This is a genomic window from Erythrobacter sp. S57(2025), from assembly GCF_057365055.1.
The window spans coordinates 2,095,547-2,121,996 of record NZ_CP200299.1 but is presented as its reverse complement, the minus strand read 5'-3'; the positions used below and the strand labels follow the sequence as shown (position 1 = coordinate 2,121,996).

22 protein-coding genes and 1 other RNA gene are annotated in these 26,450 nt (G+C 56.9%); 13 read left to right on the top strand and 10 right to left on the bottom strand.

Features of this window, described 5'->3' with window-relative positions:
* Nucleotides 1-9: 9 nt before the first annotated feature.
* The 6 genes from AC0V6N_RS10205 to AC0V6N_RS10180 all read left to right on the top strand — a co-directional run bounded on the left by AC0V6N_RS10205 (nucleotide 10) and on the right by AC0V6N_RS10180 (nucleotide 4,576).
* Nucleotides 10-417, top strand: coding sequence for a M67 family metallopeptidase (locus AC0V6N_RS10205; protein ID WP_486171450.1), 408 nt, complete (start codon nucleotides 10-12; stop codon nucleotides 415-417).
* 11 nt (nucleotides 418-428) lie between these two features.
* Nucleotides 429-1,082 carry a histidine phosphotransferase family protein gene (locus tag AC0V6N_RS10200; protein ID WP_486171449.1) on the top strand — a complete coding sequence of 218 codons (654 nt, stop codon included), beginning with the start codon at nucleotides 429-431 and terminating at the stop codon, nucleotides 1,080-1,082.
* 53 nt (nucleotides 1,083-1,135) lie between these two features.
* Nucleotides 1,136-1,855 carry an N-acetylmuramoyl-L-alanine amidase gene (locus AC0V6N_RS10195; protein ID WP_486172467.1) on the top strand — a complete coding sequence of 240 codons (720 nt, stop codon included), beginning with the start codon at nucleotides 1,136-1,138 and terminating at the stop codon, nucleotides 1,853-1,855.
* 44 nt (nucleotides 1,856-1,899) lie between these two features.
* Nucleotides 1,900-2,301: RNase P RNA component class A (rnpB, locus tag AC0V6N_RS10190), an RNA gene on the top strand.
* A gap of 46 nt (nucleotides 2,302-2,347) precedes the next feature.
* Entirely contained in the window at nucleotides 2,348-3,748 is a 1,401-nt protein-coding gene (locus tag AC0V6N_RS10185; RefSeq protein WP_486171448.1) for an energy transducer TonB, read from the top strand.
* 36 nt (nucleotides 3,749-3,784) lie between these two features.
* On the top strand, nucleotides 3,785-4,576 hold the full coding sequence (locus AC0V6N_RS10180) for a hypothetical protein (RefSeq protein ID WP_486171447.1): 792 nt from the start codon (nucleotides 3,785-3,787) through the stop codon (nucleotides 4,574-4,576).
* Here the strand turns inward: AC0V6N_RS10180 and AC0V6N_RS10175 are convergent.
* From AC0V6N_RS10175 to AC0V6N_RS10160, 4 genes are all read right to left on the bottom strand, one after another.
* Nucleotides 4,573-6,054: an FMN-binding glutamate synthase family protein gene (locus tag AC0V6N_RS10175; protein WP_486171446.1), complete on the bottom strand. Its 1,482-nt coding sequence runs from the start codon at nucleotides 6,052-6,054 to the stop codon at nucleotides 4,573-4,575. The two genes, AC0V6N_RS10180 and AC0V6N_RS10175, sit on opposite strands and share 4 nt — an antisense overlap.
* Before the next feature lie 121 nt (nucleotides 6,055-6,175).
* On the bottom strand, nucleotides 6,176-9,724 hold the full coding sequence (locus AC0V6N_RS10170) for an autotransporter domain-containing protein (RefSeq protein ID WP_486171445.1): 3,549 nt from the start codon (nucleotides 9,722-9,724) through the stop codon (nucleotides 6,176-6,178).
* 203 nt (nucleotides 9,725-9,927) lie between these two features.
* Nucleotides 9,928-11,238 carry a UDP-glucose dehydrogenase family protein gene (locus tag AC0V6N_RS10165; RefSeq protein ID WP_486171444.1) on the bottom strand — a complete coding sequence of 437 codons (1,311 nt, stop codon included), beginning with the start codon at nucleotides 11,236-11,238 and terminating at the stop codon, nucleotides 9,928-9,930.
* 63 nt (nucleotides 11,239-11,301) lie between these two features.
* A complete protein-coding gene (locus tag AC0V6N_RS10160) occupies nucleotides 11,302-12,108 on the bottom strand; it encodes a metallophosphoesterase family protein (protein ID WP_486171443.1) in 807 nt (268 codons plus the stop codon).
* 385 nt (nucleotides 12,109-12,493) lie between these two features.
* Between AC0V6N_RS10160 and AC0V6N_RS10155 the strand changes: the two genes are divergently transcribed.
* Both AC0V6N_RS10155 and AC0V6N_RS10150 read left to right on the top strand, forming a co-directional pair.
* Nucleotides 12,494-13,417: a TorF family putative porin gene (locus AC0V6N_RS10155; RefSeq protein ID WP_486171442.1), complete on the top strand. Its 924-nt coding sequence runs from the start codon at nucleotides 12,494-12,496 to the stop codon at nucleotides 13,415-13,417.
* 173 nt (nucleotides 13,418-13,590) lie between these two features.
* Complete coding sequence (locus tag AC0V6N_RS10150) at nucleotides 13,591-14,028, top strand: VOC family protein (RefSeq protein ID WP_486171441.1); 438 nt, start codon at nucleotides 13,591-13,593, stop codon at nucleotides 14,026-14,028.
* Between the two features lie 23 nt (nucleotides 14,029-14,051).
* On the opposite strand, the gene nhaA is transcribed toward AC0V6N_RS10150, so the two are convergent.
* Nucleotides 14,052-15,290: a Na+/H+ antiporter NhaA gene (nhaA, locus tag AC0V6N_RS10145; RefSeq protein WP_486171440.1), complete on the bottom strand. Its 1,239-nt coding sequence runs from the start codon at nucleotides 15,288-15,290 to the stop codon at nucleotides 14,052-14,054.
* An 87-nt stretch (nucleotides 15,291-15,377) separates the two neighbouring features.
* On the opposite strand from nhaA, the gene AC0V6N_RS10140 reads away from it, so the two are divergent.
* From AC0V6N_RS10140 to AC0V6N_RS10120, 5 genes are all read left to right on the top strand, one after another.
* A complete protein-coding gene (locus AC0V6N_RS10140; protein WP_486171439.1) occupies nucleotides 15,378-16,811 on the top strand; it encodes a glycosyl transferase family protein in 1,434 nt (477 codons plus the stop codon).
* An 11-nt stretch (nucleotides 16,812-16,822) separates the two neighbouring features.
* Nucleotides 16,823-17,989, top strand: a complete 1,167-nt coding sequence (locus AC0V6N_RS10135; RefSeq protein ID WP_486171438.1) for a hypothetical protein — start codon at nucleotides 16,823-16,825, stop codon at nucleotides 17,987-17,989.
* A 69-nt stretch (nucleotides 17,990-18,058) separates the two neighbouring features.
* Nucleotides 18,059-18,973, top strand: a complete 915-nt coding sequence (locus AC0V6N_RS10130) for a sulfite exporter TauE/SafE family protein (RefSeq protein ID WP_486171437.1) — start codon at nucleotides 18,059-18,061, stop codon at nucleotides 18,971-18,973.
* Nucleotides 18,970-19,734, top strand: a complete 765-nt coding sequence (locus AC0V6N_RS10125) for a TIGR02186 family protein (RefSeq protein WP_486171436.1) — start codon at nucleotides 18,970-18,972, stop codon at nucleotides 19,732-19,734. The genes AC0V6N_RS10130 and AC0V6N_RS10125 overlap by 4 nt, the downstream gene beginning before the upstream one ends.
* A 138-nt stretch (nucleotides 19,735-19,872) precedes the next feature.
* A complete protein-coding gene (locus AC0V6N_RS10120) occupies nucleotides 19,873-21,552 on the top strand; it encodes an ATP-binding protein (RefSeq protein ID WP_486171435.1) in 1,680 nt (559 codons plus the stop codon).
* Between the two features lie 37 nt (nucleotides 21,553-21,589).
* Here the strand turns inward: AC0V6N_RS10120 and AC0V6N_RS10115 are convergent, their stop codons facing one another.
* The 5 genes from AC0V6N_RS10115 to AC0V6N_RS10095 form a co-directional block, all read right to left on the bottom strand.
* Nucleotides 21,590-22,363, bottom strand: a complete 774-nt coding sequence (locus AC0V6N_RS10115; RefSeq protein WP_486171434.1) for a hypothetical protein — start codon at nucleotides 22,361-22,363, stop codon at nucleotides 21,590-21,592.
* Between the two features lie 28 nt (nucleotides 22,364-22,391).
* On the bottom strand, nucleotides 22,392-24,203 hold the full coding sequence (locus tag AC0V6N_RS10110) for a TIR domain-containing protein (protein ID WP_486171433.1): 1,812 nt from the start codon (nucleotides 24,201-24,203) through the stop codon (nucleotides 22,392-22,394).
* A 24-nt stretch (nucleotides 24,204-24,227) separates the two neighbouring features.
* Entirely contained in the window at nucleotides 24,228-24,965 is a 738-nt protein-coding gene (locus AC0V6N_RS10105) for a 7-carboxy-7-deazaguanine synthase QueE (RefSeq protein ID WP_486171432.1), read from the bottom strand.
* A gap of 234 nt (nucleotides 24,966-25,199) precedes the next feature.
* The gene (locus AC0V6N_RS10100) at nucleotides 25,200-26,015 is read right to left on the bottom strand and encodes a M90 family metallopeptidase (RefSeq protein WP_486171431.1); all 816 of its coding nucleotides are present in this window, start codon (nucleotides 26,013-26,015) and stop codon (nucleotides 25,200-25,202) included.
* Nucleotides 26,016-26,090: 75 nt separating this feature from the next.
* Nucleotides 26,091-26,450, bottom strand: coding sequence for a VOC family protein (locus tag AC0V6N_RS10095; protein WP_486171430.1), 360 nt, complete (start codon nucleotides 26,448-26,450; stop codon nucleotides 26,091-26,093).

Below are 26,450 nucleotides of genomic sequence, written 5' to 3'. Positions count from 1 at the left end.
TCATGCGCGATGGATATCTCTGTGACAAGCGAGGTAATGGAAGCCATGGAAGCGGCTGCGAAGGCAACGCATCCAAGTGAGGCTTGCGGTATCTTATTGGGGGAGGGCACGCGCATCACCGCTTTCACCCATGCCCGCAACATTCACCCGACCCCGAAAACCCAATTTGAAATTGACCCGCAGGCATTGATTGATGCCCATCGCGGAGCGCGAAAGGGTGGGTTGCAGGTGCTTGGCTATTTCCACTCGCATCCCAGAGGCCCTGCCAAACCCTCTCAAACCGACATCGCAATGGCAGCAGGCGATGGTATGGTTTGGGCGATTTTCGGTTTGGTGGGCGCCGATCAAGCCATACGGTTCTTCCGATCGGGGGAAGGGTGTTTTGCGGAGCTTTCCATGACCATCACGCCTCGCTAAAAGCCTCATCCATGACCTCTCAAACTGATCTCGCCGCGCTTTTGTGTTCGCGGCTGTGCCATGACTTGCTTTCCCCAGTAGGGGCGTTGTCCAACGGGCTAGAATTGCTCGCCGATGAAACCGATGCAGAGATGCGCGCTCGCTGTATCGAGTTGCTCGAACAAAGCGCCAAGATCAGCACCGACAAGCTCAAATTCTTCCGCCTTGCCTTTGGCGCAGCGGGCGGTTTCGGCGAAGCGGTGCCGGTTGAAGAAGCGCAAGAAGTGATCGCCTCGCTCGCAGCCGACGCCAAACGTGTCGAGCTGAATTGGGCGATCCCAGATGCGACCCTGCCTAAACCGGCTGTCAAAGTGCTGCTGAACCTGTCGCAAATCGCGCTCGATGCGCTGATCCGCGGTGGCAAGCTCGACATTGGGGCCGAGCGACGCGACGGGAATATCGAAATTGTAGCGCGCGCCACCGGTGATCGGATCGCATTTGACGAGATCATAGGCCAGGCGCTGCAATCTGACCTTGCCCCATCTGACATCTCAAGCCGCACGGCAGCTGCGCATATGATTGCTCTCTTGGCAGAAGAAATGGGCGGAGGTCTGCAATATGCACTGACCGACGAGGCGCTGGTGCTGGGCGCGGTGCTGCCTGAACCAGAGGGCATGATCGGTTGAGCTTACCACCCGCCAGCTCTTCACCGCAAAGCGCGCCCGATGATTGGCGCGATATGGAGGTGAGCGAGTTGGTGCACCGGGTGGTGCCCTCTCCCAATTTTGGCGATCGCGCTCTGCCGATCACCATGCTGGTGGTCCATTACACCGAGATGAAGCCAATGGACACCGCGCTGGAGCGGCTCACTACGGCAGAAGGTGGCGTTTCAGCGCATTACCTGATCAGCGAAGAAGGCGAGGTGATCCAGCTCGTCTCAGAGGCGAAGCGCGCATGGCATGCGGGCACGTCCTATTGGCGCGGGATCAAGGATGTGAATTCGGCCAGTATCGGGATTGAGCTCGATCATCCCGGACACGCTCTTGAGAACGGCGGCTATCGCGGCTTCACCGATGCGCAGATTGAGGCGCTTGTCCCGCTTATGGCGCGGATCGTGAAAGACCACGACATTCCCCGCGCCAATGTGGTTGGCCATTCTGATATCGCGCCCATGCGCAAGATTGATCCGGGTGAGCTTTTCCCGTGGGAGCGCATCGCCGATTATGGACTGTGCCTGCCAAGCCCGACCAAGTTTGAACAGGCAGACCCGTTTCATAACGAAGGCGCGTTTATCCTAGCGCTCGAACGCTATGGCTACGACATTACCGAGGGGCGCAAGGCGATTGAGGCGTTTGAAAGGCGCTGGCGACCCGAACGGATTGAAGGCAAGCCCGATGCGCAATTGGGCGCGATCCTATGGCACTTGCTGCTGGAGCGTGACCGAGGCGCGACGCGATAGTACAGCTTTGCAAAAGCTGGCCCTTTTTGTATGTGCGTACCTATCAGGGGGCTGAGGCAACCGCGTGGCTGTAATGTCGCGAGGAAAGTCCGGGCTCCACGAAACGAGGGTGGCGGGTAACGCCCGCCGTGGGAAACCACAGGGAAAGTGCCACAGAGAGTATACCGCCGATGGAGGCTAAACCTCACAGGCAAGGGTGAAAGGGTGCGGTAAAAGCGCACCGGGGCTCTGGCAACAGGGCCCGCATGGCAAACCCCACTCGGAGCAAGGCCAAATAGGGGTCTCGTGCTGACTTGATCGGCAGGCGCGTTTCGCGCTGAGGAGACCCGGGTTGGCTGCTTGAGCGCGCTTGGCAACAGGCCGCCCAGATGAATGGTTGCCGCTGGCGGGCTGGTCTTCTGATACCGCCGCCAGGACAGAACCCGGCTTATGATGCCCCCTGATACTGTTTTTGTTTGCGCAACATGCGAACGCGTCGACGTCTTAGAGCTCTTGATACAGATTGGTTCAGAGCGCATGATTGCTGGTATGCTCACGCGATGCCTCAGGCCCTTTGCTGGAATTGCTATCCTTGCAAGTGCAATTGGCCCTTCGCTGGCGGCGGCGTGCGTACCGATATCAGTAACAGTTATTGAGCCGAGCGAACCGCCAGATTACGGCGACGCATGTCGTGCGGCTTGGCGTGAGCGAGAAGCATTGCTGGCAGATCTGCGCAGCGGCGATCGCAGTTTTATTGATGTGCGCCACGTCGCCTATGCGTTTCGTGATGGCTCCGCAAATTGCCACGAGCGCCCAGACTTTGCCTTTGAAATGGTCGATGCGGCTGTCGGATCGCCAGTAAGAAGCACCTCCGCAGGGGCACCGCTTGCAGAATTCTCTGAATGGAAACCGGATGACCTCTCCCGTTCTAGATTGGAAGAGGTGGATATCGGATCGTGGATTGCCAATTCGACCTTTCAGCAGGGCTCTTGCTCTAGCGGCTATCTGCGTGACGAAACGCCAGAGGAATACTCGCAAAGTAAGCTGCTGGACTGGCTGTTGAAGCCCAATTACTGGCCTGTTGCCCTCGCAAGCTTTGGCAACAATCCCGCTCGTGATCGGCTTGTTTTACGCGAATTGATTGACCCTGAAAGCCCGCGACATGATTTGGCTGAAGCCACCAAGCTTGCCCCAAAATTCCATGGCGGCGACAGTTTGCGAGGTTGGCAACCCATCATTGTCGATGTTGCAGAGGCCATCGCCGATCCACAGCTCGGCGTTCCTGATTACGAAGGGGCTGCCAGAATTCTGAGCTGGTATTCGCCCTACATATCAAACAACCTTGATGATCGGGCTAGCGCAAGAGCTGAGGCAATTTGGGTAAGGATCTTGCAGACACGTTTGTCCAATCCGGACCCGCGAATAAGACGCAATGCCCTGTCCGGGCTTGGCACTGGTGATCCGCGTTCAATTGCAGCTCAGTCTGTCGAGGAAATCGTCGGGCCATCGGCCAGTGTCGTGGCGCTGGACCACTGGCCTCAAAGTCTGCCCGCCTTGCGCAACCTCGATCGCAGCGTTGAAAGGATTTTGGATGCTTATCCGAGCCGTGCCATACGCACGGCGCAAGGGGGCCGTGTGGAATTGGGCATAGTGTTTGATCCTGACGGGGGCTTCCACTCTATTCACGTCATTCGAAGCGCAGGCGAGTTGTTAGCGCGAGCGGCTAAACGCAGTGCGGAGCGATACTTTCGCCCGCGAATAGAGCAAATGCAGCTCAATGGTTTCGAGGGGCAGTATGTTTACGTGCCACTACCAGCGTTCGAGTATTGGCTGACTAACCAGTTACCGGAGGGACGCGAGCCGGGTTTGGTTGGCGACACGATCACTATCGTGGCCGAGCGCCGCTATCGCTAAGTGGAACTCCTGTGTTCGCCGCTTGTTTAGGCTAGCATGAAAACACCCTCTCTTGCCACGCGCCCAATCATACAGCGGCTTGCCGTTTTGCTTGCCGTCGTCATCCAGATTGGCGCTACGTTCCTACCACAATTGGGCTTTGGTGAGCCGATTGGTGACCGCTCTGATAGCGTACGCACGCTGATTACGCCTTCGGGATGGGCGTTTGCGATTTGGGGACCGCTCTTCCTTGGATCGGCTGTTTTCGCGATTTGGCAGGCACTGCCCGCGCAATGCCAAAACCCACTGCTCAATCGCATTGCATGGCCAGCCGCGATTGCGCTGGCCGCGCAAGGCGTGTGGGCGACCTACACGCAGTTCGCCAATCTGACTTTCATCTCTGCGATCATCATCCTTGTCTCACTGGGCGGTTTGTTGATGTGTTTGAGAGGCTTAACCCAGCAATCCGCTTTGACGCGCAGTGAGCGTTGGTTTGCCGCCCTTGTGCTGAGCGCACTTGCCGCTTGGTTGACGGCGGCGAGCATCGTCAATGTGTCTGCAACGCTCGTTTATCACGGAGTATTCGAAGGCGGATTTGCCAATCCCATGGCGGCGGCGATCATGGTCGCGGTTGGCGGAACGATCGCCGCGCTCGCAGTGGTCAGGTCACGCGGCAACCCCTGGTATGCGCTGGTGTTCTGTTGGGCTGTGCTCGCGATCTATTTTCGCGGCGGGCAAGAGGCGCAAAGCATTGCGTTGGCCTGCGCCTATGCCGGTGTGCTGGTATTAGGGGGCGCTGCGATTGGGCTGTCGAAAGCGGACAATCGAAGGCATTGGCTGGGTATTTAGGCTGCCACATCTGACGGCGGGTAGAGCTCATCAAGCGGTCGAGACCTGCCATCGGCGCAGACCAGCCGCACATGATACCGCTTCATCTGACGCGGGCCGGTGACGCCCACACTATGCGCAATAACGCCGACCTCCTTGCGCATCGCTTCGACGAAATTCGCCACCCGCTCCGCTTTGTTCGCTGGGTCGAGGCCGCGTTGAAGGGCAGGGTCATGTGTGGTGATGCCAGTGGGGCACGTGTTCTTGTTGCACTTCATTGCTTGGATGCAGCCCAGCGCAAACATGAAACCGCGCGCGGAAATGGTGAAGTCCGCCCCTGCACACAGCGCCCATGCAACCTCTGACGGTGTGACTAACTTCCCGCTCGCAACAATGCGGATGCGGTCTTTGAGACCCGCTGCATCGCGCAAATCGCTGACCATGGGTAATGCCTCGCGTAAGGTCAGGCCGACATTGTCGATTAGCGGCATCGGCGCTGCGCCCGTGCCTCCATCACCGCCATCTACGGTGATGAAATCGGGGGCGCTTGCCGGACCGCGCTTTTTTACTTCGGCGAACAGTTCTTCCAACCAGCCATAAGCGCCGATCACGGTTTTGAACCCCACAGGCTTGCCTGTGACTTCGCGGATATGCGCGATCATATCGACCAGTTCTTCGGTGCTGCCAATATCGGTGTGGCGGTTGGGGGAGATGGACGCTTCGCCTTGCGTGATGCCGCGGATTTCTGCGATTTCTGCGTTAACCTTGGCCGCAGGCAGAATGCCGCCTTTACCCGGCTTTGCGCCTTGCGAAAGCTTCAACTCGAACATGCGGACCTGTTCGTGCGCTGCCACTTCGTGCAGTTTCTCGTCGGAAAGGTTTCCCTCCTTGTCGCGCACACCATATTTGGCGGTGCCGATCTGGAAGACGATGTCGCCGCCCCCTTCGAGGTGGTAGGGCGACAATCCGCCTTCACCTGTGTTCATCCAACAACCCGCCTTAGCTGTGCCCATTGATAGAGCGCGGATGGCAGGCGCTGAGATAGAGCCGTAGCTCATGCCTGACATATTGAAGAAAGACGGTGCTTCATACGGGATGCGCGCCGCGCCATCGCCGATCACCATAGGCCGCGATTTTACCGCGTCCCGGTCCAGCACCGGCCATGGGCAATTGACGAAGATGGGGGTGCCAACAGGCTCCAGATTGCGGGTCGAGCCAAAAGCGACATTGGTGGAGTGCGCTTTGCTGGCATCATTAACCCAGTCGCGCTGCGCCCTGTTGAACGGCATTTCTTCGCGGTCCATGGCAAAGAAATATTGCCGGAAGAACTCGCCAAGGTCGGACAGGATATAGCGCATCCGGCCTATGACCGGATAATTGCGGCGCACCGTGTCGCTGGTTTGTGTGCGGTCGATGATGAACAGTGCAATCAACGCCAGCACGGCCAAGCCGACAATGAAGATAAACAGCGACGTTAGCCCGTCGAGAACGGCGTTCATTCATGGTCTCCTTGGCGATCCGGATCCGGTGTTTACACCGCCTTTCTCCCACAAAGCAAAAGGCCGGGCCTTAGGTGTCCCCAAGGCCCGGCCCTTTTATGCCGAAACGTGTGAGTGCGGCTTAGAAGCGCCAGCTCACACTTGCTTGTGCCTGATCATTCGACAGAGCGCCGCGGCCCATGTCGGATGTGACAGAGATAGAGGCGCGCAGGTTTGTGCCCATTTGCATCTCAGCCCCGGCATTGACCGAAATCCACTCTGGATCGAGCGCATTTGTCAGCGTGAATGGCGTGTCAGCCGCCCCTACGAAATTGGCGGTGACACGGTCTTCGGTGTCTGCCAGTTCACGGGCATATGCTGCTGAGCCAAAGGCACGGATCGAGCTGGTTTCACCTGTGCGGATGTCAAAGCTGGCCATTGCGCCAACCTTTGCCCCCATCGAGGTGAAGGTGCGATCTGCAATCGACAGGCCAAAGTCGCTTGCGCCCAGTTCGGTGTATCCACCGATCTCGTTGCGGACATAATCCATGCTCACAACAGGACCCACTTCAAAGCCCTTAGCCAGGTCAAACGCATAACCAAGGCGCATACCGCCAAAGGTTTGTGCGCCATCGGTCTGACCAATTGCGGAGGTGAAGGCGTTGCGGAATTCGCCTTGCGAGGCGCGCTCCACACCAAACTCCTGATCAGACGTGCCGGCATAGCCATCAGCGAAGAAGCCGCCATCAGCATAGGTCGCGTAAATGGCGACCGACTGGCTGGTGTCTTCTTGTGCTTGCAGCGCGCCCGTTGCGATCTGGCTATTGCGGATGTTGGAAACCGCGATGCCGAAGCTTAGACCTTCGCTCACCGCAAGGTCCGCACCAATGGTCAGCTCGCCTGCCTGATTAAGGGCAGCCTGTTCGAACGCATTCGCGCCGATCACGCCTTGCGTGGAACCGTTGATGCCGTGGGTGTTGAAGCCCAAAGCACCATTGCCAAGCACGCCCGATTGCTGACCGCCATTGATGAAGACACCAGAGGCGCTTCCAAAGACACCCAGCTTGCCGGGCTCAACCGCTTCGTTGCCAGCCAATGCAAAGCTTGCATTGCCTGCCGCTGAGAAGCTGCCCGCCGCGCGTGAACCGCCCCGCAGAGCAAGGCTGCGCTGCGAGATTTGACCGGTGAAACGCTGTGAGAAGCTGTTTGCGGTGAAGGTCTGGTTGAATGCGTTGATCGGCGCGAGCGACATCAGTGTACCGCCGAGCGTGTCAAAGCTTGCCCCATCGACATAGTCGAATAGACCGACAAATTGGTCAAACCGGTTCGCACGGATCGAATCCAGTGTTGACCCGAGTGACGCCAGCGAGCTGCGACGACCCACGAGATCGCGGATCGAACGTGCGGTGATTTCCACCACCACTTCGCTGCCCTCGATCCGGTGAACCGCATTGAGGATCGGTGACCGTGTCAGCACGGCTACCGAGGCAAAGTCGCCATCAATCGAGTCTGCCGATAGGATGCTGAATTCAGTGCCAAAGCGGACCCGGCGATCCTGCGTTGCAATCACTAGGTTACCGTCAAGGATGGCTGCTCCGCCAACAGTGTAGAAGTCGGAACTGACCGCACGGCGACGTCCAATCGAGAAATCGGCCCAAAGGGTACCGGCGCTCGTCTGCACATAATCGCCATCAATTGTCAGCGAACCAAAACCATCGATTCCACCAGCGCTGACCAGGCCCTCAAGGTTGAACAGCACATTGGTGTCAATCGTGCCGCCGTCCCCTTCGAGAGTGCCGCCAGCCAGCGTGTAGATCGGTGTCGAAAGATCGCCATCAATCACAGCCGTGCCCGCAAATTGCTCGACATTAATAAGGCTGGAGAAGTCCCAAGCCTCTGGCAGTACAAATCCGGCATCTGAGCTATCGATGACCAAGCGGTCTATCTCGACATCCAGATCCACAGTGGTGGTGCCTTCGCGGTTGAGGTGAACTTCGAAATACTGCGCCGGATTCTCAAACGCAGTGCCGACAATGCCATCGGTGTTGTTGGGCACAAAACCTGTCGAACCTGGGCCAAGCAGCACGGAGCTTTCAGGAACCGAGATGTCGATTCCTTCGAAACCCGGCGTGATCGTGGTGTCGCCACCGTCAATGTCAGTGCCAAGGATCGAACCAAAGCGCGGGCTGTCATCAAAGATGCCCGGCTCATTGCCGCCTGGAATGCCATTGATCAGATTGCCGGTACCATCATCGATCAAGAAGCCTGGATCGAGATCTTGGGTCCAATGTGTCGGGTCTGACCAATTGCCATCACCGGCATTGGCAGAGACATATTTATACGACGTGTTCTCTGTGATGAATTCAAAGAACGGGAAGAGCGGGTTGTAGAAGCTCACGTCGCTATAGGCGCCGTTCAGGCCGAAGAAGTCGAAACCGCCCGATAATACGCCGATAACAACCGGTACGTCATGGATTTCGTCTGCAATCAAGGCGGAGCCGGAATTGCCCGGACCAGTGCCTGATTCACCCGGCAATGCATCGCCATCGAAGAAGTCGATGGCAAGGACTGCTGCCAAGCTGTCACAGCTGATCGTAGCGCCTGGGAAGTCACAACCTGCGATCTCTTCCGGTGTACGATCCGGATTGTCGAAGTCAGTCCAATAATAAGGCTGCGATTCAAATCCGAGAACTTGCGATGAAGGCGCAAAGTCTGTGAACACGCCATCAATAAAGTCGCCGGTGCTGCCAAGCATGCCGAGCATATTTTCACCCACGCGGCGAAGGAAGCGGCTGCCTGCATTCGTCCCGCCATTTAGGCCGGTGCCATTGGTGCCATAGCCCACTTGGACCACATGCGTGATCTCTGACAGTGGCGTCAGGAGGATCGGCATGGCTGGCACATCCGTGATCGGCGAATCGACCGCGATCAACGCAACGTCTGCCCATGGGAAGCCCAGACCTACATTGTCCGGGTTGCCGGTTGGGTGGATAATGACGTCAGTGCTCGATGCAACGCCGCCTTCGTCATAGCCCGCGCCGGTTGGCAAATATGTGAACAGGCGATCGGCGCTGCTCTGCCCGGTTGCGACCAGAATTGTTGTCGCCGCACCTGAACTTGGGAGACCATAGGTTTCCGAAGAAGTGGTTGCTATTGGGCCATCGCTGCCATTCAGACAGTGTGCCGCCGTCAAAATCGTGCGCGGGTTGATTACTGTGCCGGTGCAATTGAAGAAAACGCCACCGTCTGAGTTTCTCTGAATGAACAGTTGAACCGCTGCGGGGACGGTGTTGTCTGGATCGCCGAAATCGACGCCGACATCATCACGTACGAGCAATTGTGGATCAGGTCGTGTAATCGTTCCGATCAGGTTGCCGTCAAAGCTTGGCAAATCACGTTCGAATGCGCCGTCAACGGTTGCTGTGTAGGTTTCGCCTTGAAGGCCAGCGAATGTCCCTGATGTGATGCTTGGTGCCTTTGGCGCGGGGCGATCAAAGACCTGCGTGTCGCTGCCGCTTGCATATTGGCGGGTTTTGTCGAGATCGAATGACACCTCAACGCTTTCGCTGTCCACATCTTCCGACGGTGCTGAGACCCGTTCCTCAGCCGTATTGGCATAGGCGGGCGTTGCCGCCATCGCCCCAGCAAGCGCAAAAACGCCTGCGCTGGTCATTAACTTTAGATTCTTCATGAAAGCCCCCAATTGCTTGATTTAAACCCCTACCCAGCAACGAAGGTTACAAATATTTACGATGAATCCAAGGCCCTCAGAGCAGAATTTCTGGGGTCAGTTCAGCCACTTGCGACTCTCGAAAGACACTCGCCCAAAATGAAAAGCGGCGCTTGGCATTTGTGTCGCCAGCGCCGCTTTAAACGATTCATTAAGTATAATTGCTAAGATCTGCCGATACTGTCGTAGGTGAAGCCAGCGGCGCGAACATCGTCCGGATTGTAGATATTTCGCAAATCGACGAGCACAGAAGCGTTCGCGAGCTCCGCGACTCGGGCCAGATCAAGTGCGCGGAATGCGTCCCATTCGGTCACAATAACCGTGACATCAGCACCTTCGATAGCCTCATATGGATCACCGCACATCGTAACTGATGGCATCAGTGGTTTGGCGATCTCCATGCCTTCTGGATCATAGGCGCTCACATCCACGCCTGCATCTGTCAGTGTTTGCGCGACCGCGATTGCGGGGCTGTCACGCATATCGTCTGTGTTGGGTTTGAAGGTCAGGCCCAGCAGCGCTGCTTTCTTGCCGCGTGCGTTCTCAGCTCCGCCCAGCGCGTCGAGCACTTTGCGACCCATTGCGCGTTTGCGGCTTTCGTTCACTTTGACAACCGCCTCTACAATGCGGGTTGGGCTGTCATAATCCTCTGCTGTTTTGAGCAACGCTAGCGTGTCTTTGGGGAAGCATGAACCGCCATAGCCAGGACCTGCGTGCAGGAATTTTGCGCCAATGCGATTGTCCATGCCGATCCCGCGCGAAACATCCTGAACATTCGCGCCGACTTTCTCGCACAGATCAGCCATCTCATTGATGAAAGTGATCTTGGTCGCAAGGAAAGCGTTGGCAGCATATTTGATCAGCTCGCTGGTGCGGCGTTCGGTAAACAGAATGGGCGATTCGTTGAGGAAGAGCGGGCGGTAAACCTCGCGCATCACCTCGCGTCCAAACTCGTCCTCTGCGCCGATAACAATACGGTCGGGGCGCTTGAAGTCGCCGATTGCCGCGCCTTCGCGCAAAAATTCAGGGTTTGAAACAACCGACACTTTGTGCGGGGTACCCGTGTCCTTGAGGATGCGCTCCACCTCATCACCGGTGCCAACGGGTACGGTCGATTTGGTCACTACCACCGCATCATTGGCAAGGCTCTCGCCTACCTCTTTTGCGACGGCATAGACAAAGGAGAGGTCCGCATGACCATCTCCACGGCGGCTCGGAGTGCCCACTGCGATAAAGATCGCGCTCGCATCTTTGATCCCTTCGGCCAGCGAGGTGGTGAAGGACAGACGGCCCGCTTTGACATTGTTTTCAACCAGAGCGTCCAAACCCGGCTCATAGATCGGCATGATCCCTTCGTGCAGGCGGTCAATCTTGCTTTGATCTTTGTCGATGCAGACAACATCATGCCCGAAATCGGCGAAACATGCGCCTGAGACGAGCCCGACATATCCCGATCCAACCATTGCAATTTTCATGGCTTAGTTCCTGAAGTTTTAGTGCGTCATCGCTGTGTGAAGCGCTGTGGGTGAGCGCGTGAATTAGTCTGCCCGTTCGCCCTGGAAAACCTCTATCGGGCCATTGCCGCGCTGGCTGGCCTGAAGGATCCGCCGTTGGTCGCCTTCGAGCACCAGCGCCGTAAGCACACCTGAGCGAAAAGCGCCAGTGTCAATCCCGATCCGGTTGCCGCAATCCATGACTTTCGGGAAAATCGTATGGCCGTGAATAACGACCTTATCGAGCGCCCCTTCATGGGCCAAGAACCTGTCTCTGATCCACAATAGATCGCTGCGCTTTTGCTGGCTGAGCGGGAGAGCTGGATCAATCCCGGCATGCACAAATACGTAGTCGCCAACGATGATCATCTCTTCGAAATCGCGGATGTAATCTAGCTCTGATTGCGGGATTAGCTGCGGCAGCATCGCAAACAGCTCATCCAAATTCATAGCGTTGAATTGCTTTTTCGAAAGGCCGTAAGACAGGATCGTCTCGCGCCCACCATGTTTAAGAAAGTGGCGGAGGACTTCGGGTTTCTCAAAGGCGTTGAGGAACATTTCCTCGTGATTGCCAGCTAGAACACGGACGCTGCGGCTTTCCTGCCATGTGCGCGTGCGGGCAATGACACCTGCGCTATCAGGGCCGCGATCAACCAGATCACCTAGCAAAATGACATGCGATTGAGCAGGGGGGCGTGAGGCATCATCGGCTTCAATCGCGTCCACCATGGAGGCATATAGATCAAGCCGTCCGTGAATATCACCGATCACATAATAGCGCGTCCCCTCTGGCACCGCAGGCAATGGCGGTGGAGGTTCAGGTGAGAACATTTTGCGAAGGGTCTTAAGCATAGATCTTTTTAATCAATCGGTCAGGGTGCGTCGGCCAGCTACCCAGCTCTTGTGGCAGTACCATGAATTTGGGCAAGGAAAGGTAAATTACCACCTATCCTGCTGTGCGCCTTAATCGCAAAGCTCGCTTAACCGAAAATGAGCCGCTGCGAACACTTTAGCTGAATACCGCGGGAACGTGTGAACACTTAGGTCACACGTGATGCAGTTTTTCAACACTCTGGCTTAATCGCGACATCAGTTGTGAAGTTCTGCGCAATTTCTCTTGTGCTATGCAGCAAAGGTGGGCACGATTATGTCGCATTTGGTTGAGATTGCGCAAAATATTGCAGCCGCCAGATGTGCAGGTGGGACGAAGCAACAACATAAACTCAAGGAAGTTGTCATGCTCACGTCCATCCGCGGCCTTTCGGCCGCAACCCTCTCCGCTGGTCTGTTTTTTGTTGCAGCACCCGCATTCGCTTCTGAAGTCTCTTCAGACGCACCTGTCGCTGATGATACTATCAGCGCAGAACTGATTGCAGCGTCTGCTGCACTCGATAGCGAAACTGTCGCTGGCAGCGACGTTGTCCTTTCAACATCAGCACCCACGACGCTTGAACGCGCCGCTGAACCTGTCGAAAGCGAAGATGCGAATGAATTTGCAGGTGAAAGTGGCCTGTCATTCTCCGCAAACGTAGCCTTCACCACGGAATATCGTTTCCGCGGCGTTGATCTGTCAGGTGGTGAGTTCGCCATTCAAGGCGGTTTCGATATTGGTCACTCTTCGGGTCTCTATGTAGGCACCTGGGCCTCCAACCTGGATGAAGACACTGTCGGTTTCGGCTCCACTGAAGTCGATGTCTATGCTGGTTGGAGCGGTGATCTAACCGACGGGCTTAGCGCCGATGTCGGTGCTATTTATTACCTTTACCCAGATTCGCCTCTGGCTGCGGGTGATACCAGTTACATCGAGTTTTATGGCTCGCTTAGCGTTGGCCTTGGCCCAGCTTCGGTTACGGGCGGCATTGCCTATGCGCCTGATCAAAGCTCGCTTGGCAGCACGGACAACCTGTATCTCTACACTGATGTGGGCATCGGCATTCCCGATTCGCCATTCACCATCAATGGTCACCTTGGCTACACCGATGGCTTCTTGACCTTCACAAATGACAGTCAAGCAATCGACTGGTCAGTGGGCGTCGATATGGCCGCAGGTCCCGTCACCTTCACTGCCGCTTATGTCGGTGTTGAAGGCGATGCCTTGATCGATCCAAACGGTACTTTCACGGACGATGCTTTCGTCCTGACTGTGGCAGCCAGCTTCTAATTCGAAGCGGACAAACGCAACCCGCAGATAAGCGGGAGGAACGAGGCGCGGAACCAGCAATGGTTTCGCGCCTTTTTGTTTTTAGCTTTACGCAGCGCATTCTGGCTGCGATTTCCTCGCTTGTGCGGTCACGGACGTGATCGAATTTTCGTCTGAATTAGAAAGCCCAAAAGATGGTCAAATATCTTCACTCCATGATCCGCGTTACCGATCCGCAGGCTACGGTCGACTTCTTCAAGCTCATTGGCCTTGAAGAGGTGCGCCGGTTTGATGTCGAGGCGGGGAGATTTACGCTCATTTTCCTCGCCGCGCCGGGGCAGGAGGGCGTGGCTGAGGTTGAACTGACCTATAATTGGCCAGCCGAAGATGGCAGCGACGCTGAAAGCTATGATGGCGGGCGCAATTTTGGCCATCTCGCTTACCGCGTTGACAATATCTATGAGACTTGCGCGAACCTGGCAGAAGCAGGCCACACGATCCACCGGCCACCGCGCGATGGCCACATGGCTTTCGTCAAATCGCCAGACGGGATTTCAATCGAGCTTTTGCAAGAAGGCAATTTGCCCCCGCGGGAACCATGGGCAAGCATGGAAAATACAGGGAGTTGGTAGAACTCCCCGCCTAATACTAACGCTTACGCCCCGCTTGGCTGCTGGCCCTGATCGTCGCATTCCTCTGCTGTGTGCTTTGTCGTCATTCGCAGTACGATAAAGCCCAGAATTGCTGAAATCGCAGAGCCTGCCAGAATGCCGATCTTGGCTTCTTCAACCAGCATTGGTGAATTGGGGAAGGCCAACCCGCCGATAAAGATACTCATGGTAAAGCCGATTCCGCAGAGGATCGTCACGCCCCAAATCTCTGTCCAACTTGCATTGTCGGGGCGCGGCGCAAAACCCACCCGGTCAGCCAGCCATACGACTGAGAAGATGCCGACCTGCTTGCCGAGCACGAGGCCCGCAGCCACAGCGATAGGGAGCGGTGCAAGGAGGGCGTCTGCGCCCATCCCTTGGAGTGAGACGCCCGCATTGGCAAAGCCGAAGACGGGCACCACGAGGTAGGCGCTCCATGGAGCTAGACCATGCTCAAGCTTTTCCAGCATTGAATTGCCATCCTTGCGGTGCAGCGGAATGGTGAGTGCGGCAAGCACGCCGGCAATGGTAGCGTGGACGCCAGAATTTAGAACGCAGTACCACAGCGCCAACGACAAGAGGATATAGGGCCAGAACACATCAACCTTCATCCGGTTGAGCGCCACCATCAAGACGAATACGACGAGGCTGGCGAGCAACCATTCGGCATAAAGCCCTTGCGTGTAGAATACTGCGATCACCAGCACCGCGCCGATATCATCGACGATAGCAACGGTTAGCAGGAACAACCGCAGGGATGCAGGCACGCGGTTGCCGAGCAAGCCCAGCACACCCATTGCAAAGGCGATATCGGTTGCCGCCGGGATGGCCCAACCGTTTAAAAGATCAGCGCGCCCGCCGGTCAATGCGACATAGAACAGCGCGGGCACCAGCATTCCCGCCAGTGCCGCCACCATTGGCAAACGCCGTGCTGCAGGATCGGAGAGCGAACCGCTGATGACGTGTCGTTTCACCTCTAGCCCGACGACGAAGAAGAAAATCGCCATCAGCCCGTCATTGATCCAGTAATGCAGATCTTTCAGTTTCTCGATCGGGGTCCATGGCAGTTTGCCGTAGAACAGCTCGCGATATTCATCCGAGAAGGCCGAATTCGCGGCAAGCATTGCGGCCGCTGCGACCAGGATCAACAGAATTCCGGCAGACGCATCGCCTACAAACAGCGCGCGCACTGGCGCGAAAAGACGGCGTATCGGGGCGGGAGAGGGTGATGAACTCTTTGTCATAGTTGCTCGAACCCCTTTCAGAAAAAGTGTTAATCTTGCAAGGTTAATCAGAGCAACGTAGGGTCTTTTTCATCAGGGGGTGGTCGCTTGTCGGTCTTTGACTGGAATATTTGGCAATGGCTGGCAGTCATTCAGCTGGAACTGCTGCTTTTTGCAGGGGTGTTCTTTCTGATTGGCGCGCTTGATGACTTTGCCGTTGATGTCTCGTGGCTTTGGCTGAAGTTTAAGGGGCGGATCAGCACCCCCAAGCTTCGGCGCAAGGATTACCAGCAGCGCGAGCTTAAAGGCCCGGCGGCAGTATTCATCCCCACTTGGGACGAAGCCGATGTAATTGGTGATACAATTGCGCATCTGCTCGGCACATGGCCACAGGATCAACTACGACTTTATATTGGTATTTATCGCAATGATCCCAAAACGCTTGAGGCGGCGATGAGCGCTGCCAATGGCGATCCACGATTGCGGCTGGTGATCCATAATTGCCACGGACCCAGCACGAAGGCGGACTGCCTAAATCGCTTGTTTGATGCGATGCGCGACGATGAGCGTCGTTATGGTCAGCCATTTGCGATGACCGTTTTCCATGATGCGGAAGACCTAGTCGATCCCGCCGCTCTTGGGCTGCTGGATGCTGCAATTGCTGATGGTACGGATTTTGCGCAATTGCCGGTGGAGCCGCTACCTCAAGGGGGGCGCAAGTGGCTGGGCAGCCATTATTGCGAGGAATTTGCCGAAGCGCATGGGAAAGCGATGGTGGTGCGCGATGCGGTGGGTGCGGCTTTGCCAGCTGCCGGAGTTGGCTGCGCCATCTCACGCAAGGCGTTGCAGCGTCTGTGCCGCAGGCGGATCGACATGCGCCCGTTCGAACCTGAATCGCTCACCGAAGACTATGAACTGGGCCTCGCCATTGCTGAGGAAGGTGGCACGTGCCGCTTCATCCGGGCGCGGGGCGAAGATGATTTGCTGATTGCAACGCGCGCTTACTTCCCTGCTCTTATCGACCACATTGTGCGCCAGAAAACGCGCTGGGTGCATGGTATTGCTTTGCAAGGTTGGGACCGCACCGGCTGGGGTGAGGGCAAACTGGAGACCTGGATGCGCGCGCGTGACCGGCGTGGGCCGTTGACCGCGCTCGTTCTGCTGCTCGGCTATTCCTTGCTCGCGCTCACATTGCTCATGTGGTCGGCAAGCTCTGCTGGACTGATTGAGCCGCAGCCTATGAGCCCGCTTTTGATTGCGCTGCTTTATGTCAATCTTGGCTTTTTTGTGTGGCGCTGTGCGTGGCGGTTTGCCTTTACCGCGCGCAATTACGGCGTGATCGAAGGGCTATTTGCAGTTGTGCGCATTCCCATCACCAATGTCGTTGCGATTATGGCTGGGCGACGCGCGCTCCATGCCTATTGGCGCAGTCTCTCGGGGCGCGGCATTGAATGGGACAAAACCCCGCACGACAATCATCCCGCGCGATTTGGCGGTGCTGACAACAGCATCGTGCGCCAAGCTCAGTTGATCGGCCTATGAGATTTGAAGCGATGAATGATGCGCCAACGCGGCGCGGCGGACCGTTAATGATGCTGGTCATGGTCGTGGGCGTATGGGTTAGCGGTCGCGCCATGCTGTGGGAAAATCCGTTCCCGCTTGAATTGCCCGATGTGGAAATGTTCTTCGCCGATGCAGACCGCAAGGAACACAATGCCATTGCCAATGAAACGCTGGCCGATGCCCGCGGGCAAAGCGGTGAACGCGTTTTTGCCTCAGCCTTTCCGCGAAGTGTGTTGGCGGCACGCACGGCTAAGGCAGATGCGGCGTTCGTGACTGTTACGGCCTTGCCGCTTGAACACAATAGCACTGGCGCAACCCCGCCAATTATCGCAGCCGGTCACCAGTTCTTGATGGCGGCTGCGTTCCGCGTGGATTGGAATGCTGTTCCCGATGCGAGCACAGCGCAAATGCAGCCCGCCCGTGAGGCCACCTCATTGGCGGCGATCAGCCCGGATGCGCGTAGCGTCAGCCTGTCTGGCGGGGCGCTTGATCGTTGGTCGCTTGATGCTTTTGCGTTTTACCGCGCTGGTTCGGGTTCAAGCTCTATCTCACAAGGTCGTGTTCCTGTTTATGGGGCAAGCCAAGCGGGTGCGAATTTGCAATATCGCATTGCGCCGCGATCCTCGCACGATCCGCGGGCCTATGTACGTGGATACCGCGCATTTGTTGCTGAACCTGAGAACGAGGCAGCCTTTGGCGTTTCTGCGCGGCCTATCGGGTCGGTCCCAGTGCGTCTTGCCGCTGAGCTGCGCGTGACAGAAGGGCCGTTTGGTACAGATTTGCGTCCTGCTGCCTACGCAGTGACGGAGATTGCGCCGCAAAACCTGCCATTTGGGGCACAGCTCGAAGCGTATGGCGGGGCAGGTTATGTCGGCGGAGATGCAGCAACGCCGTTTATTGATGGGCAGTTGGCCGTGACCCGCAAGGTGATCGAATATAATGGCCTGTCGGACGAACCTGTACGCCTTAGCCTGGGTGCAGGTGCATGGGGCGGGGCGCAAGAGGATGTGAACCGTCTGGATGTTGGTCCAACGCTAAGGCTGGATGTGAGCGTGGGCGACATCCCTGCAAGGCTCTCTGTCGATTGGCGTGAGCGGGTTGCGGGCGATGCTGAACCAAACTCAGGCATCGCAGCGACACTTTCGACGCGTTTTTAAAGACGTAATCGGGGAACCTCGTAGAGCTTTGCCTAGCCACTCCCGATTACCTGCGGTAGTCGAGGACACATGGACGTTTACCTTCCCATTGCGAATCTATCGGTGGACGGACTGTTCATCATTTTGCTTGGGGGATTAACGGGCATCCTTTCCGGGCTATTCGGTGTGGGCGGAGGGTTCCTCACCACGCCTTTATTGATCTTTTACGGCATCCCGCCAACGGTGGCAGCGGCATCGGCTGCAACGCAGGTGACAGGTGCAAGCGTGTCGGGTGTGATCGCACATGGACGGCGCAAGGGTGTCGACTATCGGATGGGAATGGTGATGGTCGCAGGCGGCGTCGTTGGCGCGTTGATCGGCGCGCTGATCTTCCAGTTGCTACAGGCCTTGGGTCAGATCGATGTGGTAATCAGCATCCTTTATGTCGTGATGCTGACCACGATCGGATCGCTGATGATGCGAGAGGCGCTGGAGGCGCTTTCTCCCAAATCGGGCAAAGGCGACACCGCACCGCGCAAACGTCGCCATCACCCATTGGTCGCAGGTTTGCCTTACCGGGTGCGTTTCTACGCCTCAGGTCTCTATATTTCTCCGCTTGCACCGGCAATCCTTGGGGTAATTGTGGGCGTGCTCACCATGCTCATGGGGGTTGGCGGCGGGTTTATTCTGGTGCCTGCGATGCTGTATATTCTGGGCATGAGCGGCAATGTCGTAGTGGGAACTTCGCTGTTCCAGATACTGTTTGTGACGATGGTGACGACCATGACCCACGCGCTGACCACCAAGGCGGTGGACATCGTTCTGGCGGGCCTATTGCTGCTTGGCTCTGTGCTGGGCGCGCAGTTTGGGACGCAGATTGCGCTCAAAGCCAGGCCTGAAGTGCTGCGGCTGGTGCTCGCAGGCATTGTTATCCTTGTTGCGCTGCGGATGTTGTATGGTTTGGGTGTCCAACCGGACGAGATATACACCGTCAGTCCGCTATGAGGCGGACGCTGGCCTTGGCTGCATTGGTGCTGTCAGCGCCGCTGCTTATGGGACAGCGCGAACCTGTTCTTGTGCCCGAAGTCAGTCAATCTCGCATCGAAGTGCGCCAAGGCTTCACCGGGGCCGACCTGCTTCTTTACGGCGCAGTAATTGATCCTGCAGGCGTCGCAGGCGGGACAGAGTATGACATCGTCGTTGTCGTCAAAGGGCCAACTGAGCCAATCCGTCTGCGCGAGAAAGATCGGATCGCAGGCATTTGGATGAATGCTGGATCAAGCGATTTTCGATCCGCGCCGTCATTCTTCGCGGTTGCCTCGTCCAAACCGATTGATGAGATCGTCGACCCACTGACAGCGGCGATTTACGAGCTTGGCACGCAATACATCCAGCTCAGCCCGACCGGGCAGATCGACCCAGAGCTGCAAATGCGCTTTGCGAGCGGCCTTGTCGAAATGCGCGAACGCGCCGGTCTTTATAAGGAGACCGAGGAAGGGGTCCGGATTAGCGAAAAAGTGCTCTATCAGGCGCGTATTGAGCTGCCTTCTAACGTGATCACAGGCGAGTATACGGCTGAGACATTCGCCATTGCCAATGGCCGGGTTTTGGCCAGTGCGACGGCAGATATAGACGTTGTTAAAGTCGGTCTCGAGGGGCGGGTGGTCTACTTCTCTCAGCAATGGTCGCTGTTTTACGGCCTTGGTGCGATTTTCTTGTCGGTTGGTATGGGCTGGTTGGCTGGCAGGCTGTTTGCAAAATCCTGATTCAGCGCGCTGAAACCGTCAGCAAGAGCCCACTTTTGTTGACGCGATCTTAACCCTGCTCCCTCATTGTAATCCCTTCGAAATAGGACCGGAGCGATCAACGCCGGTGAATAGTGCAATGGGGATCAGGAAGACCGCATGACTGATATGAGTGGCCACAATTTCCAGTCGGCAGATGCCGCTGCTGAACCAGTCTCTGCTGAACCGCAGGCCTCTGACAATGCGCGTATGCCAATCGGTGTGGTGCTTGAGATCTCCGGCGCTGGATCGCAAATTGCGCTCGACCTGCAACGCCTCAATGAATGCATGGACGACAATGATCGCTCTGTTGCACTTGCAGGCCAAGTTGGCAGCCAGATCAAAATTCGCGTGGGCGATGCATGGCTGCTCGCCAACGTTCGCGATCAACGCAAAGATCGCCGCAACACCGAAGGCATTATCGCGCATATCGACTTTCTAGGCGAAGGTGCGGAAGAAAAGCTGACGGGCCGTATTCATGGGTTTAGACGCGGTGTGACCCGCTATCCTGTGCCCGGCGCGATGGTCTATCCAGCTACCACTAAAGACCTTGAACAAATCTACGCCAGTGATGGACGCACCAATATCACGATTGGCACAGTCTTCCCGACCAAGGATATTCGCGCCGGCCTGTACATCGACGCGATGCTGGGCAAGCACTTTGCGCTGCTCGGGTCGACCGGTACGGGTAAATCGACCAGCGCCGCGCTTATCCTGCACCGCATTTGTGAGGCGGCTCCCGAAGGTCACATCGTGATGGTTGACCCGCACGGCGAATATTCCGCTGCGTTCCGTCAGACTGGCCAAATCCTCGACGTATCCAACCTGCAAATGCCCTATTGGCTGATGAATTTTGAGGAGCACTGCGAGGTGCTGCTCACCAGCGATGGCAATGAACGGCAAGTGGATGAGGATATTCTCGCCAAATGTCTGCTGCATGCGCGCTCAAAGAACCGCTTGGCTGAAACCATGGGCAAGATCACGGTGGATTCGCCGATCCCCTATCTGCTTTCTGATTTGTCGAATAAGATTCAGGATGAGATGGGCAAGCTCGACAAAGCGACCTCGTCTGCGCCGTATATGCGGATCAAAGCCAAGCTCGAAGAGCTCAAAGCTGATCCGCGCTACCAATTCATGTTCTCAGGCATGCTGGTCGGCGATACGATGACCGACTTCATTTCCAAGGTTTTCCGGATGCCGGGCAATGGGAAGCCGATCTCGATCATCGACGTATCGGGCGTGCCTTCGGATATCACCTCAACCGTGGTTGCCGTTCTGTCGCGCCTAGTATTCGACTTCGCGATCTGGGGACGGGAAGAGAAAACCCGACCGATCCTCCTCGTATGCGAAGAAGCGCACCGTTATGTGCCGAGTGAGAAGAACTCTGACGGATCTTCCGTTGGTCGCATCCTCAGCCGGATCGCGAAAGAGGGTCGTAAATACGGCATCTCGCTAGGCCTGATCACACAGCGCCCATCCGACCTTGCTGAAGGCGTGCTGTCGCAGTGCGGTACGATCATTTCGATGCGTCTCAACAACGACCGCGACCAAGCCTTTGTGCGTTCAGCCATGCCTGAAGGGTCACGCGGCTTCCTCAATTCCATCCCCGCGTTGCGCAACCGTGAGTGCATTGTCTGCGGCGAAGGTGTGGCGATCCCGATCCGGGTGAACTTTGACACGCTCGAAGAGCACAAGCGTCCAGCTTCTGAAGACCCAAGCTTCTCCGAATTGTGGAGCCGCGGCGGTGATGAAGAAGAGCTGGTCGAACGCGTCGTGCTTCGCTGGCGTTCACAAGGGTAGTCTTCGCAATGGCGGTTTGCCGCCCCTGCGATGAGCCCTACCGTTCCCCACTGGCATAGGCGCCAATCAACAGCGCGCGCGCATCATCGGGCTGTTCACGAATGGCATCGACCAACTCAATCGCCATTTCGCAGGCAAGCGGTGCGCCTATTGTGCCTGGCTCAGCCTCGCCAAAGACGACTGAGATTTGCTCATCATTCAGCCCCTTATCGCGCATGGTCTGTTCGACCGCGTCATACATTAATGGCGTCAGGCCAAGCCGCAATTGCTGATCGCGCCGCCCGGCCAAAATCGCATCAAACCGTGATGTGACGATATCTGCGCTCATTTCGTCAAAGCTTGTTGGCAGCGGCTGGTCCTGCGGTTCGTTGCGCGCATAAAAAGCGCAGGCAAATTCGTCATGCGCTTTCAAATCGCGCAGGAATGCAGCCTCTAGCTCCATCACGCGGTCCAATGCGGGCAGAGGGGCGGCTTTGAAATCCTGCGCATAGCTTGCGAAGAAACGGTTGATCCAATTGGTCCCCGCAATCAGCACGCGGTCTTCGGGGCCGGGCGCTTGCACCGCACTCGAAAGCGTCAGCGTGAAATCCTGATAAGCGTCTGGGAAGTCTTGCTCGAGCCGTTCGAACACCACTTCGTTGCCCGGATAGGCCTCCAACTGTTCGATCACTTCATTGCCGATCGCCAGTTCGGGATCGAAGAAATTCTCAATCCCTCCTGCCCAGAAAATGCGAACAATCAGCGAAGCGATAATGCCGAATATGACGACGCCAATTAGACCACTGGCGTGCTTTTGATCTGAAAAAGCCATGGATGTGCAAACCTAAGATTTTAAAGAGTTATCGCCCTGCAACTTCGGTTGAGAGCAGTGCGTCAAAACTGCCGACCTCGCTCCAATTGGTAAGCGCGGGGTCGTAGCGCAAATTATACAGCGGGCGCATGCCGCCAGCGGTGCCGCTGTTTTGCCCCCACTTCTCGCCATCGCCGGTGAAGGTGATCTCTCCAGTGACCCCATTGAACCGTTGCCCACGCATAATCGTAATCAGCTGTTCGGCGGTCACTTGACCTTCCATCTGAGCCACCGCCTGTTTGATGACGAGGCCGGAATCGTAAGCGACAGCCTCTTGGCGCAACGCAGGAGTAAGCGGGCCGAACTCTTGCTGAAACCGGCGGGAGTCGGGCAGGTCGCTGACGGCAGCAGGGCTGCGGAACACATCGGTCATATCGAAAAGGCGGGTATGCTGAATATCCATCTCACCCGACAAATCGCGCACTGCCTTGCTGGTGTTCCATCCGCCAAGAATAGCGGTACGACTGCGGTCTTGGCCGCGATAGAAGTTCTCGACTAGATCTTTGTAATCGCTCGACAGGCCAACAACTATGATCATCTTGCGCTGGTCAAACAGTCCGCGCAAGCGAGGGCGGGAGAAGCTGTCCATGATCCGGCCGCGGGTGTAGGTGATGGAGCGGACCTGATTGTTGTCCGACCAATTCTGCCATTGCGGCAGACGCTCTGTGATACGTTGGAAGAACAATTGGCCGTATGTCATGTCTGATGAATTGGGCACTGTCTCATACAGCAGGACAAGCTCCACCCCGCTTGCAATCGTATTTTGAGCAAGGCGCGCGAATTGATCCGCCCGTTCATCCACGCCTGAACCCACGCGGAAGAGCGGCAGGTCGCTATCGTCCCAGCCAATGTCTTGGCGTGACGCCGCCGTTGTTAAAATGATCGCGGGACGCCGTCCGCTTGCCTCGACCGTGCTGAGCACTTCGGGTGTGAACTCAGTGATCGACGGACCAACAATCGCCACAACATTGCGCGTTGCCAGCGTGGTCTTGAGCCCTTCGATCAATTCAGGAGCATTGCGCCCCTTCATCGCGTCAAGGGGCGCGGCAAGGTGCGAAACAACGATTGACGGCGTGTCGTTAAAGGCCGCTGTCAGCCCATCGCGCTGGTCGATGCCGAAGGATTCATCTGGGAAGACACCCAGCACAACAGGAGTCATATCCTCTGGCGGTGGCGGGGCAGCAGGACCGCCCAAATACTGAAAGGCGAGTACGGCCGCTGCCAGCACTGCGAGTGCGCCTGCGCCAAGCGGCACAAAGCGCTTCCAAGCCGGACTTGCTGCGGTGTCTTGCGCAGCGGTGGCTGCGGCTTCTGCGGCAGGCATTGGGGCAGCTGAGGCGGTCTTGGGCCCTGCTGAGCCAACGCGATCAGCCAGATCGGCTGGCCGACGACCCTTTGCAGCGCCTTCGCCTTTGCCCGCTTGGCGTTTCACGCTGTCTAAAAATTCGGGCCAATTGGCGCTTTTCGTGGGATCATTGGGAGCATCGTGCAGTTCGGCTGCTTGAATGCGGCGAAACCCGCGCGGGATCGTCACAAAGTCGATCATTACGGGGACCAGCGTGTTCGCCTCAACCCCGTCTTCGGCCTCTTCTTTCACCCAATTGCTGGAGACTGATGTGTTCGACCAAACCACGACGATGGCTTTGGAACCCTTGATCGCTTTGTCGATGACATGGTCAAATTCTTCGCCTGCGCGAATGTCGCGGTCCCACCAGACCGAATAGCCCTCCGCCTCCAGAGCCTTCGCCATGTAGTCCACCCGCTCACGGTCAGCGCGCGAGTAGCTTATGAAAATGTCCACCTGTTTTACCCCCGAGTCGCAACGTTACGTTGCGCGCTCATCTCCGTAAAGATGGATGTGCATCCGATCTGACATCCGAAACCCATGTTCAAGGCATAACGGCGCCAACCATTCAGCCCGCGCGCGCAAAGCCTCACTATCTGTGCCCTCTGGCATCAGGAACACATGACCACGTTTGAACCGGTATTGGCTGTGTAGGTCTAGGACTTCAGCGACATCTTGTGGGTCCGCGATCACGAATTTGAAGAATGCGCGCGGGTCGCACGCATAGTGGTCGAGCCGCTCTGGGATCAGCGCGAGGTCAGGAGCATTGCCGGAATGCGCGAGCTTGGGACTGACATTATACTGGTCCACCCGAATATCGACATGGGCAGAGGCACGCGTGGTGCCGTTGGTTTCGATCTCCACCTCAATATCAGGCAATTCAGCGAGCATATCGGCGAGGGCCCCGCATTGCATCAAAGGCTCACCGCCGGTGATGACGAGGCGCTTCTGTCCCAGCGCCGCGACCCGTTCCGCTGCTTCTTTGGGGGAGAGCGATACCTGATTGGCTTTGCGATCATAGGCAATGCCATCGCGATGTTCGCGCTCGTCCCCTTCGAACCGCCACGTATAGGCGGTGTCGCACCATGTGCAGGCAAGGTTGCAACGCGACAGCCGGATGAACGCCACCGGCATGCCCGCACTGGGCCCTTCGCCTTGCAGGGAGGCGAAGATCTCGGGTTCGCCGTGATCATCTGTTGCGAGGATTAGGTCAGCCATCGGCGCGGCCTTGAGTGTGAAGGGCCCGGACGGCTCCATTCGTCGCTGCTGAGGAACACATGGACCGCATGTTACACGGTCCTGGCGACAAAATCGCTTCGATCACAGGGGCGCCCATTGATCGGTTTTGTCGATCAAAAATCAATTGAAGGCTGGCTGCGCAAATCATGCGGCCCCTATGGCACGAAACGGCCGCGTAGGAAATTTCGCTTTCATGGTCTCGGGCTTTGACGATCAGTCCCAACGTGCCGGGTCAATTGCGAGCAGCTGCGACAATTGCGAATAGAGTGCAGGTTCCTCACGCAGCAAAGCCTTTGGGCGTTCGAAAAAGGTGACAATCGCCTCCGCTAAGAACTCTTCGTGGTTGGTCGCGCCATAAGGATCAATCAGCGTACCCATGCCAGCCTGAACCCGTTCGAGATGCTCGTTATAGGCATCCAGCATAGCCCGCTCCCATCCGGCATAGGCCTGACCCTTGCGCAAGATCGGGATGCCGTTGGTGTGGCCCGTTAAGCTATCCAATTGGTGCGCGAATTCGTGGATCACCACATTGTGCCCGTCTGATGCGTCCAAGCCGCCTTGCAAGGCATGGTCCCACGACAAAATGACCGGTCCACGTATCCAGCTTTCTCCCAAAGTCGCATGCCGATTTTCATGTACGAGATAACCATCATGGCTGCCGCGATGGGTGAGGAAAGCGGACGGATAAATCAGCACATTGCGCAGCGTGTTATACCAGACAGGACTGTTGACGATCAGCAGACAAGCCTGGGCCGCGATGGACAGTTTCATCGGCTCGGTCACTTCGAGACCATTTTGGCCCCGGAAGGTGATCTGATCGAGGAAGAGGTTGATTTTGCCCTCAAGCTTAGGCCGCAGGTCTTGGGGCAATTGCCTTGCGAGCGGCACAAGGTGCGCAACCACCGCGCGCTGCTCGTCGGTAAGCGGCGTTGCCAAAAGCTGCTCGCGCCTTCGACGCTTCGCAATGGAGCGATATTTGAGGCCCGCGACAGTGAGCAGGGCGACAATCAGGAAAGGCCAAATCGACATGCTTGGCAAATAAGATGCCGAATTTGAATTTGGTAGGGGTAGCCCTATCTGAGCCGCTCTAGGGCCGACGGCATGCTAATCGTAAACCGTGACTTCAACGCGCATGCCATCGGGATCACGGAAAAACGTTGCCGTTTCGCCGTCAAAGAACTGCTTTTCGGGGACTTCGAAACCCGCCTTCGCCATTCCATCGCGCACGGCGTCGAGAGCTGCCGTATCCGGGGCAGTGAAGCCTAGATGGTTGAGGCCCGGCGCATAGCGCGCATAGTCCGCCGTGTCCGTTTTCGCTTGCTTCATGTCGATGGCTAGACCGTCATCACTCAACCAAACATGATCGCGCGTTTTGGTAAAACCGGTAAGCCCGAGCATGGCCGCGTACCATGGCAGGCTCGTGTCGATTGAGCGAACAAGAATCACCATATGATCGAGCTTCAT